General features: G+C 75.9%; 4 protein-coding genes. All 4 read right to left on the minus strand.

Annotated features, from left to right (window positions below):
• Positions 1–100: 100 nt before the first annotated feature.
• Entirely contained in the window at positions 101–6,625 is a 6,525-nt protein-coding gene (locus tag BX286_RS35790) for a type I polyketide synthase (RefSeq protein WP_121017946.1), read from the minus strand.
• A 59-nt stretch (positions 6,626–6,684) separates the two neighbouring features.
• Positions 6,685–17,232 carry an SDR family NAD(P)-dependent oxidoreductase gene (locus tag BX286_RS37800; protein ID WP_315974793.1) on the minus strand — a complete coding sequence of 3,516 codons (10,548 nt, stop codon included), beginning with the start codon at positions 17,230–17,232 and terminating at the stop codon, positions 6,685–6,687.
• A gap of 65 nt (positions 17,233–17,297) precedes the next feature.
• Positions 17,298–18,050 (minus strand): NAD(P)-dependent oxidoreductase, encoded by a 753-nt coding sequence (locus BX286_RS35815; protein ID WP_079432446.1) that lies wholly within the window; start codon positions 18,048–18,050, stop codon positions 17,298–17,300.
• Positions 18,050–19,327 carry an activator-dependent family glycosyltransferase gene (locus tag BX286_RS35820; RefSeq protein WP_121017947.1) on the minus strand — a complete coding sequence of 426 codons (1,278 nt, stop codon included), beginning with the start codon at positions 19,325–19,327 and terminating at the stop codon, positions 18,050–18,052. Before BX286_RS35820 ends, BX286_RS35815 begins: the two co-directional genes overlap by 1 nt.
• Positions 19,328–19,342: the final 15 nt, after the last annotated feature.

Genomic DNA, 19,342 nt, shown 5'->3' on the forward strand with positions numbered 1-19,342 from the left:
GTCGAGCCCGTCGCGGCGGTCGACGGGAGCCGCCCCCGGGGCCGCGCGCGTGGCGGCGGGCTCCCGGGGGCGCGTGTGCGTCCGGTGCGGCGCGGTCCCGTCAGGACAGGCCGAGCTCTTCGTCGATCAGATCGAAGATCTCGTCGTCGCTGGCGGTTTCGATCGCGTCCTCGACGAGGGACGTGGCCGTCCCGGCGCCGTGCTTGTCACGCCATTTGAAGAGCAGGGTCTCCAGGCGCGCGGTGATCCTGTGCGACGCCTCGTCCTCCGTGTCGAGCGGAAGCAGCATCGCCTCGAGCCGTTCCAGCTCGGCCTCGACGGCCGCGGTCCCCTCCGGTGTGCCGCTCCCCTCCGGTGCCAGCCGTTCGTCCAGGTGGCCGGCGAGGTCGGCGGGGGTGGGGTGGTCGAAGACGAGGGTGGCGGAGAGGCGCAGCCCGGTGGCTGCGTTGAGGCGGTTGCGGAATTCCACAGCGGTCAGTGAATCGAATCCCAGGTCGAGGAATCCTCGTGTGGGTTCGATGGCGGCCGGGTCGCTGTGGCCGAGGACGACGGCGGCCTGTCCGCAGACGAGGCTGCCCAGCAGGCGTGCCCGTTCCGGCCCGGTCAGACCGGTCAGGCGTTCCCGCAGGCCGGCCGCGGTGTCGGCGGGTGTCGCGGCGGTCTGCGCGGCGTTGCGCAGGCGGCCCGCGGAGCCCGTGGCACGGGCGAGTTCGCGCAGCACGGCGGGCAGGGCCGGGTCGTCGGCGCGCAGGGCGGAGGTGTCGATCCTGGCCGGTACGAGGGCCGGACGGCCGGTGGCGATGGCGGCGTCGAAGGCGGCCAGGCCCTGCTCGGTGGCGAAGGGGGCGAGGCCTCGGCGGGCCATGCGCTGGGCGTCGGCGGCGCCGAGGTGGCCGGTGAGGCCGCTGGCCTGCGCCCACAGGCCCCAGGCCAGGGAGAGCGCGGGCAGGCCCCGGACGGCCCGGTGGCGGGCGAGTGCGTCGAGGAAGGCGTTGGCGGCGGCGTAGTTGGCCTGGGCGAGGCCGCCGAAGGTGCCCGAGACGGAGGAGAACAGGACGAACATCGACAGGTCGAGGCCGGCGGTCAGTTCGTGGAGGTGGATCGCCGCGTCGGCCTTGGGCCGCAGGACGGCCCCGACCTGGCGGTCCGTCAGCGCGGTGACGGTGCCGTCGTCGAGGACGCCCGCGGTGTGCACGACGCCGGTCAGGGGGTGTGCGGCGGGTACGGAGGCGAGGAGGGCGGCGAGCGCGTCGCGGTCGGCGACGTCGCAGGCGGCGACGGTGACCTCGGCGCCCAGCGCGGTCAGTTCGCTGACGGTCTCGGCGGCGTCGGGTGCCTGCGGGCCGCGTCGGCCGGCGAGCAGAAGGTGCCGTACGCCGTGCTCGGCGACGAGGTGGCAGGCGAGGTGGCGGGCGAGGGTGCCGGTTCCGCCGGTGATCAGGACGGTGCCGTCGGGGTCGGGGGCCGCGGGCACGGTGAAGACGTTCTTGCCGATGTGCTTGGCCTGAGCAACGTGCCGGAAGGCCTCGCGGGCCTGCCGTACGTCCCAGGCGCGCAGCGGCAGGTGGGTGAGGTGGCCGCGGGCGAACAGGTCGAGGATCTCGGTCAGCATCCGCTGGATGCGGTCGGGGTCGACGTCGCCGAGGTCGAGGGGGTGGTAGGTGAGGTGGGGGTGGTCGGCGGCGAGGCGTCCGGGGTCGCGCAGGTCGGTCTTGCCGATCTCCACGAAGCGTCCGCCGGGGCGCAGCAGCCGCAGGGACGCGTCGGTGAGCTCTCCGGCCAGCGAGTTGAGGACGACGTCGACGCCCGGGCGGTCGCCGGTGGCGAACCGCTGCTCGAAGTCGGCGGTGCGGGAGGAGGCGATCCGTTCGTCGGGCAGGCCCAGGGCGCGGAGGGTGTCCCACTTGGCCGGGGACGCGGTGCCGTGGACGGTCGCCCCGAGGTGGTGGGCGAGCTGGGTGGCGGCCATGCCGACACCGCCGGCGGCGGCGTGCACGAGGACGGATTCACCCGGCTGGAGGCGGGCGACGTCGACGAGGGCGTGGTAGGCGGTGAGGAAGACGACGGGGACGGCGGCGGCCTGGGCGAAGCTCCATCCGTCGGGGACGGGCGCGACGCGCCGGCGGTCGGTGACGGCCAGGGGGCCGACGGCGCCGGTGAGCAGGCCGGTGACGCGGTCGCCGGGGGCCAGGTCGGTGACGGCGCTGCCGGTCTCGACGACGACGCCGGCGCCTTCGGTGCCCATGAGCGCCTCGTCGGGGTACATGCCGAGGGCGATGAGGACGTCGCGGAAGTTGAGTCCGGCGGCGCGGACCGCGATGCGCACCTCGTGGGGTGCAAGGGGGGCCTCGGCGGCGGGGCAGGGCAGCAGCCGCAGGTCGTCGAGGGTGCCTTCCTTCACGGTGTCCAGGCGCCAGGCCGTGGTGCCGGCGGGTACGGCCAAGGCGTCCGCCGGGTCGACGGGCGCGAGGGCCGGCTGGTGGGCCGTGCCGCGGCGCAGCGCGAGCTGGGGTTCGCCGGTCAGCAGGGTGTCGACGAGGGCGCGGTCGGACTCCGGTGTGCCGTCGTGGTCGAGGAGGACGATGCGGCCGGGCGCCTCGGACTGGGCGGAGCGGATCAGGCCCCAGAGGGCGGCGCGGGCGAGGTCCGTGACGTCCTCGTGGTCGCCGGCGGCGACGGCGCCGCGGGTGACGAACACCAGCCGTGCGTCGTCGAACCGTTCCTCGCCGAGCCACTGCTGCACGGTCGCCAGGGCGCCCTGCAGGGCGGAGCGCACGGTGTCGGGGGTGGTGGGGGCGGGGCCGTCGCCGGTGTGGTCGACGAGGACCAGGTCGGGGACGGGGTAGCCGTCCTTGACGGCGGCGTGCAGCGCGTCGAGGTCCGGGTGGGTGTCGGCGCCGGGGGTTGCGGTCCCGCCGAGCACGGCGACGGCCGGGCGGGGGCCGGTGGCGGCCGGTTCGACGGCCAGCTCGCGCCAGGCGAGGGCGTGGACGTCGTCGGTGCGGGTGCGGCGGGCGGCGTTCAGCTCGCCGGCGGGAACGGGGCGGGAGACGAACGTGCCGATGGAGGCGACGGGTGCGCCGGTGACGTCCGCGACCAGCAGGGAGACCGAGTCGGGTCCGGCGGGCGTGATCCGTACGCGCAGCGCGGCCGCGCCCACCGCGTACAGGGCGACGTCGTGGAGGGCGAACGGCAGCCGGACTCCGGGCGCGTCCGGGCCGTCGCCGAGGGAGACCCGGCGGGCCTGGAGCGCCGCGTCGAGGAGGGCGGGGTGCACGCCGAAGGCGGCGGCGGAGGTCTCCCCGTCGGGCAGCGCGACCTCGGCGTAGACCTCGTCGCCGAGCCGCCAGGCGCGGCGCAGGCCCTGGAAGGCCGGGCCGTAGTCGTAGCCGAGGGCGGTGAAGGTGTCGTAGATGCCGCAGACGTCGACGGGTTCGGCGGCGGCGGGCGGCCAGACGGCCAGGTCCGCGCCGGGGGCCTCGGGGGCCTCGGGGGCGAGGACGCCGCTGGCGTGGCGGGTCCAGCCGGCGGGGCCGTCGTCCTCGGGCCGCGAGTACAGCTCCATGGTGCGCCGGCCGGTGGCGTCGGGGGCGGCGACGGTGACCTGGAGCCGCAGGCCCGTGTCCTCGGGCAGGAGCATCGGCGCTTCGAGGGTGAGTTCCTCGACGCGGCCGCAGCCGACCTGGTGGGCGGCGTGCAGGGCGAGTTCGACGTACGCGGTCCCCGGGAGCAGCGCGGTGCCGGATACCGCGTGGTCGGCGAGCCACGGGTGGGTGTCCCGGGCGACCCGGCCGGTGAACAGCACGTCGTCCCCGCCGGCCCGGGTCACCACGGCGCCGAGCATGGGGTGCGCGCAGGCGCTGAGGCCCGCGGCGGACAGGTCGCCGGCGGTCCGGACGGCGGCGTCCGGCCAGAAGCGCTGGTGCTGGAAGGGGTACGTGGGCAGGTCGACGCGGCGGGCGCCGGTGTCCTCGAAGGCCTTGGCCCAGTCGACGTCGGCGCCGTTCACCCAGGCCTCCGCGAGGGAGGTCAGCAGGCGGGGCAGGCCGCCCTCGTCGCGGCGCAGGGTGCCGACGGCGGCCACGTCCATCTCCGCGAGGCCGACGGCGAGGACGGGGTGCGGGCTCGATTCCACGAACAGCCGGTGCCCGTCGGCGACGGCGGCTGCGACGGCCTGCTCGAACAGGACGGTGTTGCGCAGGTTGCGGTACCAGTAGCCGCCGTCGAGCTCGGTGCCGTCCAGCAGTTCGCCCGTGAGGGTGGAGTACATGGGGATGTCCGCCCGTCGCGGGTCCAGGCCGCCGAGCAGGACGGCCAGTTCGGCCTCCAGCTTCTCCACGTGGGCGCCGTGTGAGGCGTACTCGACGGCGATGCGGCGGGCCCGGACGCCCTCGGCTTCCAGGGCGGTGACGAGCTCCTCGCAGGCGTCGGCGTCACCGGAGACCACGGTGGAGACCGGCCCGTTGACGGCGGCGACGGCGAGGCGGCCCTCGAAGGAGGCGGCGATCCGCGCCCCGGCGTCGGCCGCCGACAGGCTGACCGAGACCATGCCGCCGAGGCCGGCGATGGCGTCGATGGCCCGGCTGCGCAGCGCGACGACCTTCGCGGCGTCCTCCAGGGACAGCGCCCCGGCCACGCACGCGGCGGCGATCTCGCCCTGCGAGTGGCCGATCACGGCCGCCGGCCGGACCCCGTAGGACTTCCAGACCTCTGCCAGGGACACCATCACCGCGAAGAGGACCGGCTGGACGACGTCCACCCCTTCGAGGGCGTCGTCCGACCGCAGGACCTCCGTCAGGGACCAGTCCACGTACGGGGCGAGGGCTTCCTCGCACTCCGCGATCCGCGCCGCGAACACCGGCGACGAGCCGAGCAGCCCGGCGGCCATGCCGGCCCACTGCGAACCCTGACCCGGGAAGACGAACACGGCGTCCGAGGCCGTCGCCCGGCCGCGGACCACCCCCGGCACGTCACGGCCCTCGGCCAGGGCCGTCAGCATCTCGCCGGTGCCGGGGCCGAGGACGACGGCCCGGTGCTCCATGACCGCGCGCGTCGTCGCCAGCGACAGGCCCACGTCGACGGGCTCCGCGTCCGGCCGGCCGGCGAGGTACGCGCCGAGGCGCTCGGCCTGCTCGCGCACCGCGGCCTCGGAACGGGCCGAGAACACCCACGGAACGGCAGCCGGCGTCCTGCGCTCCCCGGCGGGCCCGGCCTCGACGGCCTCTGCCCCGGCGGCCCCCTCGGGGGCCTGCTCCAGCACGACGTGGGCGTTGGTGCCGCTCACCCCGAACGAGGACACTCCGGCGCGGCGCGGGCGGCCGGTGTCGGGCCAGTCCCGGGCGTCGCCGAGGAGTTCCACGGCGCCCGCGCTCCAGTCGACGTGCGGGGTCGGCTCCTCGACGTGGAGGGTCTTGGGCAGGACGCCGTGGCGCATCGCCCCGACCATCTTGATGACGCTCGCCACGCCGGCGGCGGACTGGGTGTGGCCGATGTTCGACTTCACCGAGCCGAGGTAGAGGGGCCGGCCGGCGGGGCGGCCCTGGCCGTAGGCGGCGAGCAGGGCGTCCGCCTCGATGGGGTCGCCGAGCGCGGTGCCCGTGCCGTGGGCCTCGACCACGTCGATCTGCTGCGGGGACAGGCCCGCGTCGTCCAGGGCGGCGCGGATGACGCGCTGCTGGGACGGCCCGTTGGGGGCGGTCAGGCCGTTGCTGGCGCCGTCCTGGTTGACGGCGGTGCCGCGGACCACCGCGAGGACGCGGTGCCCGTTGGCCTCGGCGTCCGACAGGCGTTCCACGACCAGCAGGCCCACCCCTTCGGACATGCCCATGCCGTCGGCGTCGGCGGAGAACGCCTTCGATCGGCCGTCGGCGGCCAGACCGCGCTGACGGGAGAACTCGACGTAGCGGCGCGGGGTCGACATGACGCAGACGCCGCCGACGAGGGCGAGGGTGCACTCCCCGCCGCGCAGCGCCCGGGCGGCGAGGTGGAGGGCGACCAGCGACGACGAGCACGCCGTGTCGACGGTCACCGCGGGGCCTTCGAGCCCCAGGGTGTAGGAGAGGCGGCCGGACATGACACTGCCGGTGCTGCCGATGCCCCGGTAGCCCTCGGTGCCCTCGGGCGGATCGGCGAGGAGGGCCGCGTAGTCCTGGCCGTTGGTGCCCACGTACACGCCCGTGCGGCTGCCGCGCAGCGACGCCGGGTCGATCCCGGCCCGCTCGAACGCCTCCCAGGAGGTCTCCAGCAGCAGCCGCTGCTGGGGGTCCATGGCGAGGGCCTCGCGCCGGTTGATCCCGAAGAAGTCGGCGTCGAAGTCCGCCGCGTCGTGGAGGAAGCCGCCGCGGCTCACGTAGCTGTGGCCCTGGCGGTCCGGGTCGGGGTCGAAGAGGTCCTCGAGCGGCCACCCGCGTTCGGTGGGGAACCCGGAGGTGGCGTCGACGGCTTCGCTGACGAGGGTCCACAGGTCCTCGGGGGACCGCACGCCGCCCGGGTAGCGGCAGCTCATGCCGACGATGGCCAGCGGCTCGTGCTGCCGGGCCTCCAGGTCGTGCAGGCGGCGGCGGGTGTGGCGCAGGTCGACGGTGACCCGCTTCAGGTAGTCGGCGAGCTTGTCTTCATTCGCCATGGGAGGTCCTCCGGGTGACTGTTCGGGCGGCGTGGACGCCGGTGCGGCGCGCGAGCGCCTCAGCGGTTTCCGAGTTCTTCGTCGATGAGCTCGAACAGCTCCTCGTGACTGGCGAGTTCGAGGTCGGCGTCGTCGACGGTGGCGGTGAGGGCCGGGGACGGGAGCGCCGTCGGCACGGCCTCGCCGCAGCGGCGCAGCAGGGACCGCAGGCGGTCGGCGAACCCGGCTCGGGCGTCGTCGGCCTCGCAGACGCCGGCGAGTACCGCTTCGAAGGCGTCCAGTGCCGACAGGCCGCGCGTGATGTCGTCGGCGGCTTCGTCCGGCAGGAGTTCGGCGCGCAGGTGCGCGACGAGCGCCGCCGGGGTCGGGTGGTCGAAGACGAGACCGGCGGGCAGGCGCAGGCCGGTGGCGGCGCCGAGCCGGTTGCGCAGGTCCACTCCGGTCACGGAGTCGAAGCCCAGGTTTTTGAAGGGCCGGCGGGCGTCGATGCCGTCGGCGTCCGCGTGGCCGAGTACGGCGGCCACCTGCCGGCGGACGAGCGCGGTCAGGGCCCGGTCGCGTTCCGCCTCGGGGAGGGCGGCCAGTTCGTCGCGCAGCGAGCGCTCCGGTGCGGCTCCCGTCTGCGGCGCGGCTGCCGTGGCCGTGGCGCTGGCGGGTCCGGTGGCGGCGCGGTGTGCGGCGAGGACCGGGTCGAGGAGCCGGCTGGGCCGGGTGGCGGTGAAGGCGACGGCGAAGCGCTCCCAGTCGACGTCGGCGACGACCGCGGCCGGCTCCTCGTGCTCGACGGTCCGGCGGAGTGCGGCCAGGGCCTGCCCGGCGTCCATGGGCGGGACGCCGTGCAGGGCCCGCAGCTGCGTCGCCTCCCGCTCCTGCGCGGTCGGCGCGGGGCCCTCCCAGGAGCCCAGCTGCACGCAGGTGGCGGGCAGCCCTCCGGCACGGCGCCGGGTGGCGAGTGCCGCGAGATGGGCGTCGGCGGGGGCGAGCGCGCCCTGACCGGTCGCCCCGAGGGCGCCGGCGGTAGTGGCGCACAGGACGAACGCGTCGAGGTCCAGGCCCGCGGTGAGGGCGTCCAGGTGCCGGGCCGTGCGCACCGCCGGGGCGAGCGCCCCGGCCAGTGCCGCGGGCGTGAGTTCGTCCAGCGGAGCACGCAGGGCGAGCTGCGGGGCGTGCACGACGGCCGTCAGCGGGAGTTCGGCGGGCACGGCGGCCAGCAGCGCGGCGAGCGCGTCCCGGTCGGTGGTGTCGCAGTCCACGACGGACACGCGGGGGGTACCGCCCTCGGGGCCGGCGGCGGCGAGAGCGGCGAGCGCGCGCTCGCGTGCCGCGTCCCCGTCCACGGGGAGCAGCAGGTGCTCCGCGCCCCGCTCGGCGAGCCAGCGGACGACGTGCCCGCCGGTGACGCCGTCGGCGCCGGTGACCAGGACGGTCCCGGACGGGTTCCAGGCCCGTGCCGGGGTCTGGCCGGCGCGGGGCGCGGCGGGGACGATCCGGCGGGCGTGGAGGCCCGAGGGGCGCAGCGCCAGCCGGTCCTCGGCCGGGGCCCCGTCGTGGGAGGCGGCCAGGAGGCGGCCGAGCAGTTCGGTGCTCCGCGCGTCCGGGGCGGCCGGCAGGTCGAGGAGGCCGCCCCAGCGTGCGGCGTACTCCTGGGCGGCGACCTGTCCGAACCCCCAGACCAGGGCCTGGTCCGGGTCGGCGGTGTCCTCGGGGTCCACGGCCGTCGCGCCGCGCGTCAGGCACCACAGCGGGGCGTCGGCGCCGCTGTCGCCGAGGGCGTGGGCCAGGGCGACCGTCGCCGCGAGTCCGGCGGGCAGGCCGGGGTGGGCGGGCGCCTCCCCGCCGGCCAGGGCCAGCAGGGACAGGACGCCCGCGGGGGCGAGGCCGCCGGTGTGCCGGGTGAGGTGGCGGGTGAGTGCGGCCCGGTCGAGTTCCCCTGCGGGTACGTCGATCCGCAGGACGTCGGCGCCCCGGGCGCCGAGTGCCCCGGCGCAGCCGGTGACCAGCGGGTCGCCGGCCGCGTCGGCGGGGACGACGAGGAGCCAGGTGCCCGGCAGGAGGCCGTCGGACGGGTCGGGCAGCGGTGTCCAGGCGAGGTGGTGGCGCAGCCGGTCGGCGGCGTCGGCGACGGGGCCGACGGGGGTCTTGGGCTGCGGCCAGAACCGCTCGCGCTGGAAGGGGTAGGTGGGCAGGCCGACGCGCCGGGCGCCGGTGCCGTCGAAGGCCGTCGTCCAGTCGACGTCGGCGCCGGCCGCCCAGGCCTCGGCGAGCGAGGTGAGGATGCGGCGCGGTCCGCCGTCGCCGCGGCGCAGGGTGCCGATGGCCGTCGCGTCCATCTCGGCGAGTCCGACGGCGAGGACCGGGTGCGGGCTGCACTCGGCGAAGAGGCGGTGGCCGTCGGCGAGCGCCCGGTTCACGGCCTGCTCGAACAGAACGGTTTCGCGCAGGTTGCGGTACCAGTAGCCGCCGTCGAGCTCGGTGCCCTCCAGCGGCTCGCCGGTCAGGGTGGAGTACATGGGGACGTCCGCGCGGCGCGGGCGGAGTCCGCCCAGCAGTTCGGCGAGTTCGCCTTCGATCTTCTCGACGTGCGCGCAGTGGGAGGCGTAGTCCACGGCGACCCGGCGGGCCCGGACCCCGTCGGCCTCCAGTTCGGCCACCAGCTCCAGGCAGGCCCCGGTGTCACCGGAGACGACCGTGGAGGAGGGGCCGTTGACCACGGCCACCGCCAGCCGGCCGGCGTAGGGGGCGATGCGCTTCTGCGCGGCCGCGGCGGACAGGGGGACGGAGACCATGCCGCCGAGCCCCGAGAGGACCTCGATGGCCTGGCTGCGCAGCGCGACGACCTTCGCGGCGTCCTCCAGGGACAGGGCCCCGGCCACGCACGCGGCGGCGATCTCGCCCTGCGAGTGGCCGATCACGGCCGCGGGCCGGACCCCGTAGGACTTCCAGACCTCTGCCAGGGACACCATCACCGCGAACAGCACCGGCTGGACCACATCTACCCGCTCCAGCGGGTCGTCCGAGCGCAGTACCTCGGTCAGGGACCAGTCCACGTAGTCGGCGAGGGCCTCCTCGCACTCGGCGATCCGCGCCGCGAACACCGGCGAGGAGTCGAGGAGTTCGACGGCCATGCCGGCCCACTGCGAGCCCTGGCCCGGGAAGACGAACACGGGACGGGAGGAGCCGGCGCCCGCGATGCCGCGGACGACGCCGGGGGCCTCGCGGCCCTCGGCCAGGGCGGTGAGCGCCTCGGCCGGGTCGGCGCCCAGGACCACCGCCCGGTGCTCCATCACCGCGCGCGTCGTGGCGAGGGAGGAGCCGATGTCGGCCGGGTCAGCGTCCGGGTGCCCGGCGAGGTGGGCGGCGAGGCGTTCTGCCTGCGCCTGTACGGCGGCCTCGGAACGGGCGGAGAACACCCACGGCACGGCATCCGGCGCGCAGCGCTCGCCCGCCGCCGTCGCCGGCTCCGGTTCCGTCGCCGGCTCCGGTTCCGGCGCCGGCGCCGGCTCCGGCTCCGGCGGGGCCTGCTCCAGCACGACGTGGGCGTTGGTGCCGCTCATGCCGAAGGAGGAGACGGCCGCCCGGCGCGGGCGGCCGGTGTCCGGCCAGTCCTGGGTCTCGGTGAGGAGTTCCACCGCGCCCGCCGACCAGTCGACGTGCGGGGACGGCTCGTCCACGTGCAGGGTCTTGGGCAGCACGCCGTGGCGCATCGCCTCGACCATCTTGATGACGCCGGCCACGCCGGCGGCGGCCTGGGTGTGGCCGATGTTCGACTTCAGCGAGCCCAGCCGCAGCGGCTCGCCGCCGTCGCGGCCCTGGCCGTAGGTGGCGAGCAGGGCCTGTGCCTCGATCGGGTCGCCGAGCTTCGTACCGGTGCCGTGCGCCTCGACCGCGTCGACCTCGGACGCGTCGAGTCCGGCGTCGGCCAGCGCGGCGCGGATGACCCGCTGCTGGGACGGGCCGTGGGGGGCGGTCAGCCCGTTGCTGGCGCCGTCCTGGTTGATCGCCGAACCGCGGATGACCGCGAGCACCGGGTGGCCGTGGCGGCGGGCGTCGGAGAGCCGCTCCACCAGGAGCATGCCCACGCCCTCGCCCCAGGCGGTGCCGTCCGCCGCCGCGGCGAAGGCCTTGCAGCGGCCGTCGGCGGCGAGACCGCGCTGGCGCGAGAAGTCCACGAACCGGCGGGGCGTCGACATCAGCGTCACGCCGCCCACGACGGCCAGGGAGCACTCGCCGCCGCGCAGCGAGCGGGCCGCCCAGTGCAGGGCGACCAGCGAGGAGGAGCAGGCGGTGTCCACCGAGACGGCGGGGCCCTCGAAGCCGTAGGTGTAGGAGATGCGGCCGGACATGACGCTGACCGCGTTGCCGGTGGCCCGGTGGCTCTCGACGTCGTCGGTGGAGTCCATCAGCACCGGCACGTAGTCCTGGCCGTTGGTGCCGATGTACACGCCGGTGCGGCTGCCGCGCAGGGCGGCCGGGTCGATGCCGGCCCGTTCGAACGCCTCCCAGGAGGTCTCCAGCAGCAGGCGCTGCTGCGGGTCCATCGCAAGGGCCTCGCGGGGCGAGATCCCGAAGAAGGCCGGGTCGAAGCCGGACAGGTCGTCGAGGAAGCCGCCGCGGCGGGTGTAGGAGGTGCCGGTGTGGTCGGGGTCCGGGTGGTGGAGGGCGGCGAGGTCCCAGCCCCGGTCGGCCGGGAAGTCGGTGGTGGCGTCGTGGCCGCCGAGCACCAGCCGCCACAGGTCCTCGGGGCTGTCGACACCGCCGGGGAAGCGGCAGCTCGTGGCGATGACGGCGAGCGGCTCGTCGTGTCCGGGGTCCGGCGCGGGGGCGGCGGGGGCTGCCGCGCCGGCCCTTCCGGCGCCTTCGCCGCCGAGGAGTTCGGCGCGCAGGTGGCCGACGAGCGCCCGGGGCGTCGGGTGGTCGAAGATCAGGGAGGCGGGCAGGCGCAGACCGGTCGCGGCACCGAGCAGGGTGCGCAGTTCCACACCGGTGAGGGAGTCGAAGCCGAGGTCCTTGAAGGCCCGGTCGGGGTCGATGCCGGCGGGCGCGGCGTGTCCGAGGACGGCGGCCACGTGGGCGCGTACGACGTCCAGCAGCAGCCGGTCGCGGTCGGCGGGCGCGGCTTCGGCCAGCCGGCGCGCGAACGGGGCGTCGTCCGTGCCCGGTCCGGCCGCACCGGCCGTCTCCGCTTCCGCCTGCGCGGACCGGGCGTCGGCCAGGTCGCGCAGCAGCGGGTCGGGGCGCCGGGCGTGGCCCGGGTCGGCCGCCCGCCGCCAGTCGACGTCGGCGACGAGCCGCCAGGTGGCGTCCTCGTCGAGCAGCTGGTCCAGCGCGGTGAGCGCGGTGTCGGGATCCATCGGCAGGATGCCCCTGCGGTGCAGGTGGTCGGCGGCGGCCTCACCGGTGGCCATCCCGGTCCCCGCCCACGCGCCCCACGAGACGCTGGTGGCGGGCAGCCCGAGGGCGCGGCGGTGTGCGGCGAGCGCGTCCAGGTAGGCGTTGGCGGCGGCGTAGTTGGCGCGGCCTGCGCCGCCGAGGACGCTGGTGTCGGAGGAGAAGAGGACGAACGCGGACAGGCCGGCGTCGAGGGTCAGCTCGTGCAGGTGCGCCGCCGCGTCGGTCTTCGGCCGGGCGACGGCCGCGAAGCGCTGCGGGGTGAGGGAGTCGATCACTCCGTCGTCGAGGACGCCGGCGGCGTGGACGACGGCGGTGAGCGGCTGGTGCGCGGGGACGGCGGCCAGCACCGCGGCGAGCGCGTCGCGGTCGGCCGCGTCGCAGGCGGCGATGGTCACTTCGGCGCCGGCCGCGGTCAGCTCGGCACGCAGGAGTTCGGCGCCCTCGGCCCGGTCCCCGGCGCGGCTGAGCAGCAGCAGGTGCCCGGCGCCCCGTTCGGCCATCCGGCGGGCGACGCGGGAGCCGACGGCGCCCGTACCCCCGGTGATCAGCACGGTGCCGGAGGGCGCCCAGGCCCGCTGGGGCCGGCGCGGCGCCGTGTCCCGGTCGAGGCGGCGCACCAGCACGCCGTCCGCCCGCACGGCCACCTGGTCCTCGTCGGGCACGCCGGGCGTGCCGAGGAGGACGGAGCAGGTACGGGCCACGGCCGTGTCGTCCAGCGGACCGGCCGGCAGGTCGACGAGCCCGCCCCACAGGTGGGGGTACTCGGCCGCCACGACGGGGCCCATCCCCCACAGCTGCGCCCGGCCGGGCGCGGTGACCCGGTCCTGCGGTCCGGCGGCGACCGCGTCGGCGGTGACGCACCACAGCCGTGCGGAGCCCCCGAGGTCGCCCAGGGCCTGGACGAGGGTCGCCGTGGCGGCGGTGGCCCCGCCGTCGGGGAACGCCCCTGCCGTGCCGAGGGCGAGGAGGGACAGGACGCCGAACGGCTCGGCGCCGTCGGCGGGCAGCAGCGCGCGCAGCGTCCGCGCCCACTCGGCGCGGTCGGCGGTCACGGTGGCGGGGTCGAGGGTCACGACCTCGGCGCCACAGCGGCGCAGTCCGGCTTCCAGGGCGTCGGCCGCCTCGTGGCCCTCCTCGCCCAGCGGCCGGACCACGAGCCAGCGGCCCGCGGACTCCAGGGGTGCGGTCCGGTCGGGACGAACCCGCCAGTCGAGGCGGTAGCGCAGTGCGGCGACGTCCCGCGCCCGGTCGGCGCGTCCGGGTATCCGGGGCCAGTACCGCTCGTGCTGGAAGGCGTACGTCGGCAGGTCCACACGCGGCGCGCCGGTCCCGCCGAAGTACGCGGTCCAGTCGACGGTGACGCCGTGGACGTGGGCCTGGGCGAGGGCGGCGACGGCCGCTTCGGCCTCGTCTCGGTCCTTGCGCAGCACGGGCACGAACACGCCGTCGCCGACGCAGTCGGCGCCCATCGCGGACAGCACGCCGTCAGGGCCGAGCTCGACGAACCGGGTGACGCCCTCCGCTTCCAGGGTGGCGACACCGTCGGCGAAGCGGACCGCCTCGCGGACGTGGCGCACCCAGTACTCGGGCGAGCAGAGCTGACCGGCCTGTGCCAGGTCACCGGTCAGGTTCGACACGACGGGGATCAGGGGCTCGGCAAAGTCGACGGCCTCCAGGACGGTACGGAACTCGTCCAGCATCGGGTCCATCAGCGGCGAGTGGAACGCGTGGCTCACCGTCAGCCGCTTGGTCTTCACCCCGCGCTCGCCGAGCACACCGGCGATGGCGGTCACGGAATCGGCCGCACCCGAGATCACCACGGAGGAAGGCCCGTTGACGGCCGCGATGCTCACGTCCTCGTACGCGGCGACCAGCTCGGCCACCTCCGCCTCAGCCGCACGCACCGACACCATCGCACCACCAGCCGGCAGCGCCTGCATCAGCCGACCACGGGCGACGACCAGCCGCACCGCATCAGCCAGCGAGAACACCCCCGCCACATGCGCAGCAGCGATCTCACCCACCGAATGCCCGAGCAGGTAATCAGCCCGCACACCCCAGCTCTCCACCAGCCGGAACAGCGCCACCTCGATCGCGAACAGCGCCGGCTGCGTGAACTCCGTACGGTCCAGCTCAGCGGAGTCCTCCGCGAACACGACCTCCCGCAGCGACCGCCCCAGCACCGGGTCGATCTCCGCACACACCGCGTCCAGCGCCTGCGCGAACACCGGGAATGCCGCATACAACTCACGCCCCATCCCGGCCCGCTGCGCGCCCTGCCCCGTGAACAGGAAGCCGGTCCGGGTCAGGCCGCGGGCGGTGCCGCGGACCAGGCCGGGGGCCCGCTCCCCGGCGGCGAGGGCGTCCAGGGCGGCGAGCAGCCGTCCGGGGTCGGCGGCGACGACCGCGGCCCGCTGTTCGAAGGCGGTCCGGGTGGTCGCGAGGGCGCGGCCCAGGCCGTGCGCGGTGTGCTCGGGGTGGGCGCGGACGTGGGCGGCGAGGCGGCCGGCCTGGGCGCGCAGCGCCTCGTCGGAGGTGCCGGAGAGCAGCCACGGGACGACGGCGTGCGGCGGGGCCACCTCCGTTGCCTCGTCGGCCGAGGCCTGCGCGGGTGCCTCTTCGACGATGACGTGGGCGTTGGTGCCGCTGATGCCGAACGAGGAGACGCCGGCCCGGCGCGGCCGGTCCTCGCGGGCCGGCCACGGCCGCGCCCCGGTGAGCAGGCCGACCGCTCCGGAGGCCCAGTCGACGTGCGGGGAGGGCTCGTCGACGTGCAGGGTCCGCGGCAGGACCTCGTGCGCGAGGGCCTGGACCATCTTGATGACGCCGCCGATGCCGGCGGCGGCCTGGGCGTGGCCGATGTTGGACTTGAACGAGCCGAGCCACAGCGGCTCCCCGCCGTCGCGGTCCTGGCCGTAGGTGGCGAGCAGGGCGTGCGCCTCGATCGGGTCGCCGAGGGTCGTCCCGGTGCCGTGCGCCTCGACGGCGTCGACGTCGGCGCCGGTCAGGCCGGCGTTGGCCAGGGCCGCGCGGATGACGCGCTGCTGGGCGAGGCCGTTGGGGGCGGTCAGTCCGTTGGAGGCGCCGTCCTGATTGACGGCGGAGCCCCGGACCAGCGCGAGGACGCGGTGCCCGTTGCGGCGGGCGTCCGACAGGCGCTCCAGGACGAGGACGCCGACGCCCTCGGACCAGCCCGTACCGTCCGCGGCGGCGGCGAAGGACTTGCAGCGGCCGTCGGGGGCCAGGCCGCGCTGCTTGGTGAACTCGACGAACCGCCGGGGCGTGGCCATCACGGTCACACCGGCGGCCAGCGCCAGCGTGCACTCGCCGCTCCGCAGGGCCCGGGCCGCGAGGTGCAGTGCGACGAGGGAGGAGGAGCAGGCGGTGTCGACGGTCAGCGCCGGGCCTTCGGTGCCGAGGACGTAGGCGACGCGGCCGGAGACGACGCTGGCCGCGCTGCCGGTGTTCTCGTAGCCCTCGGCGCTGCCCGGTACCTCGCGCAGGAGCAGGGAGTAGTCCTGGCCGTTGGAGCCGGCGAAGACGCCGGTGGCGCTGCCGCGCAGCGACGCCGGGTCGATGCCGGCCCGTTCGACGGCCTCCCAGGCGGTCTCCAGCAGCAGCCGCTGCTGGGGGTCGGTGGCGAGGGCTTCGCGCGGCGAGATGCCGAAGAAGGCGGGGTCGAAGCCGGCGGGGTCGTCGAGGAACCCGCCGGAGGCGGTGATGGAGGTGCCGGGGCGCTCGTTGCGGGGGTCGTGGAGGGCGTCGAGGTCCCATTCGCGGTCGGTGGGGAAGGCGGAGACGGCGTCGCCGCCGGCGGTCACGAGCTCCCACAGGTCCTCGGGGGAGGCGATGCCCCCCGGGTAGCGGCAGCCCATGCCGACGATGGCGATGGGGTCGTCGCCGTCGGCGGGGCCGGCGGAGCGGGGAAGGTCCGCAGTGTCGTCGCGGCCCGCGAGGCGGGCGGCGAGGTGTTCGGCGAGAGCGGCGGGGGTGGGGTGGTCGAAGGCGACGGTGGCCGGGAGCGCGAGCCCGGTGGCCTCGGTGAGGCGGGTGCGCAGCCGGACGACGGCCAGCGAGTCGAAGCCCAGTTCCTCGAAGCTGCGGCCGGCGTCGAGACTGTCGGGAGCCCCGTCGCCGAGTACGGCGGCGACGTGGGCGACGGTGAGCTCCAGCAGCCGGCGCGCCGGTACGGGGGCGGTCGCCGGGGCCGGGCCGGCCGGCGCGGCGGCGGGGGACCGGAGGCGGTCCAGCGCCTCCAGCAGGGTCTCGGGTTCCGGCCGGCGCCGGTCGAGCACGGTCTCGAACCGCGCGGGGCCGCCCGGGCCCGGGGGCAGGGCGGCGGCGCAGTCCTGAGCGAGGGCGGTCAGGACGCCGTCGGGGCCCAGTTCGAGGAAGCGGGTGACACCGGAGTCGAGGAGGGAGCGCACGCCGTCGGCGAAGCGGACGGTGGCGCGTACGTGGCGCACCCAGTAGTCGGGCGAGCAAAGCTCGTCGGCCGTGGCGGGCCGGCCGGTGACGTTGGAGACGACGGGGATGCGCGGCGGGCGGAGGGTGACCGAGGCGGCGACCTCCCGGAAGGCGTCGAGCATCGGGTCCATCAGCGGGGAGTGGAAGGCGTGGCTCACCGCGAGCCGCTTGGTCTTGACGCCCTGGCGGGCGAGGAGGCCGCCGAGCGCCGCGACGGCGTCCGCGGCCCCGGACAGCACCACGGCGGCCGGTCCGTTGACGGCGGCGACGGCGACGCCCGGGTGGTCGGACAGCAGCGGGGCGAGCTGCTCCGGCGTGGCGCGCACGGCGAGCATGGTGCCGCCGGCGGGCAGCCCCTGCATGAGCCGGCCGCGGGCGGCGACCAGCCGGCAGGCGTCGGGCAGGTCGAGCACCCCGGACACGTGGGCGGCGGTGATCTCGCCGAGGGAGTGGCCGAGGAGCACGTCGGGGGTGGTGCCCCGCGAGGTGACCAGCCGGAACAGGGCCGTCTCCAGGGCGAAGAGGGCCGGCTGGGCGAACCCTGTCGCGTCCAGCAGCCCGTCCACACCCGAGAGCGCGTCGCGCAGCGGCCGCGAGAGGTGGGGGTCCATGTGGGCACAGACCGCCCCGATTTCCTCGTCGAATTCGGGGAATCGTGCCGCCAGCTCACCCCCCGCTCCCGCTCTCTGCGCCCCCTGGCCGGTGAAGAGAAATGCCGTCCTGCTCATCGAGAACACCCCGCGCCCCATAATGCGACCATTCTTCAAATTCCACGTTAGATAACGGCGTTCGCCGCCCACACCCCTATGCGCCCCTACGGAACCCCGCAACGGGCCGCGCCGACGTGACGGTCGAGCAGCCCGGCGAGATACTCGGCCCCGCCCCGCGGGCACGCGTGCGGGGCGAGGCGGCGCAGCCGCTCCACGGAGACCTCCGTGCGCTGGGGGGCGGCGGGCACGTACTCCCGTGCCGCCGTGCGCCCGAGGCGCCGCTCGATGCCCCGCACGATCTCCTCGACGGGGTAGGGGCTGCCGGCCGCGACGTTCACCACCCGGTCCCGGACGCCGGCCGTCAGCAGCGCGTCGACCGCGCCGACCACGTCCGCCGCGTCGACCAGGTCCCGGTGGGCGCCCCGGTACAGGCGCACGCTCCCCGCCCCCACCTGCGCGGTGAGGGCGGGGATCAGCTGGTGGGGCCGCTGGTGCGGTCCCACCACGTGGCTGAGCCGCAGGGTCAGCCAGTGCCCGGACAGGGCCGCGACCGCCTCCTCCAGCGCGGCCTTGTGCCGGCCGTAGGGATTGACCGGCGCGATCGGCGCGTCCTCCTCGGCCGGTACGCGGGTGGTGCCGTACATGGCGTGGGAGGCCGTGGAGAAGAACACCACGGTGCGGCCCAGGAGCCGGCACCGTTCGGTCACCGAGCGGACGAGTTCCGATTCGCGGGCGAATTCCGCCGGGTTCTCGACTCCGGTGGCGGAAACCCCCGCAGCGATGAGGGTGACGTCCGGGTGCCGGTCGGAAATCCTCTGGAAATTGCCGGCGAGGAATCCCCGCCCGATGACCTCCATCAGACGGTCGCCGCCTTGTCCTCACGGTATTCGGCCGTGAGCTTCTCCAGGGTCGCCACGAGCTCCGCCGGGGACGGCTGCGCGTGGATCTCGTCGCGCAGGCGCAGCGCGTTCTCCTTGAACGAGGGGTCGTCGACGAGCCGGGCCAGGGCGTCGTGCAGGGCCTCGCCGGTGACGTTGTCGGCGTGCACGAACAGGCCCGCGCCCGACTCCTGGAGGTGCTCGGCCTTGACGACGGTGTCCCAGATCTTGGGGATCATCAGCTGCGGCACGCCGTAGTTCAGGGCGGTCGACCAGGTGCCGCCGCCGCCGTAGTGGACGATGGCCGAGCAGGTCGGCAGCAGGGCGTGCATGGGCACGAAGGGGATGACGCGCGCGTTGTCGGGGACCTGCGGGTCGGTCTCGCCGGGGAACGGCACGAGGGTGGCGATCAGCTCGATGTCGAGGTCGGCCCACATGCCGAGGGCGGAGATCGGGAAGCCGTCGTGCCCGATGTGCTCGCGCAGCGAGCCGCCCATGGTCAGGCACACACGCGGCTTGGCGGGCGCCTCGTGCAGCCACTCCGGTACGACGGCGGGGCCGTTGTAGGGCACGTACCGCATCGGGACGGTGTTGACGCCCACGGGCAGCCGTACGCCCTCGGGGCACGGGTCGATGGTCCACTGGCCGGTGACGACCTCCGGGTGGAAGGTCGCGCCGTGCCGCTCCAGCAGCCCGGTCAGCCACTCGACGAGCGGGTCCTGGCGCTCGGCCTCGGGCAGCTGCGCCATGTCGGCGAGGAAGGTCTCGCGGGAGCGCAGCATGACGTCCGGGCCCCACAGCAGGCGGGCGTGGGCGGCGCCGACGACGCGGGCGGCGACGGCGCCGGCGTACGTCTGCGGCTCCCAGATGACGAGGTCGGGCTGCCAGGCGCGGGCGAACTCGACGAGCCCGTCGACGAAGGAGTCGTTGTTGATGGGGGCGTTGTACAGGGTGGTGAGCAGCGTCTGGCGGCGCAGCCGCTCCTCCGGGGTGGTGGTCTCCCCCTCGCCCTTGTGGAGGCCGCCGAAGCCGGCGCCGCCGCTGCCCCAGGCGTCGGCGTGCTCCTTCTGCATCTCGCTCAGCCGGTGGTCCTCGCCGACCGGGACGGCGGTCAGGCCGGCGGCGGTGATGACGTCGGTGAGCTTGGGCTGCGAGGCCACGCGGACCTCGTGCCCGGCGGCGCGCAGCGCCCAGGCGAGCGGTACCTGGCTGTAGAGGTGGGCACGTTCGGAGAACGTGGTGAACAGGATGCGCATGGGTGGTTCCCGTCT

Origin of the sequence: Streptomyces sp. 3211.6 (genome assembly GCF_003634815.1) — a bacterium.
In the GTDB taxonomy this organism is placed as follows: domain Bacteria; phylum Actinomycetota; class Actinomycetes; order Streptomycetales; family Streptomycetaceae; genus Streptomyces; species Streptomyces katrae_A.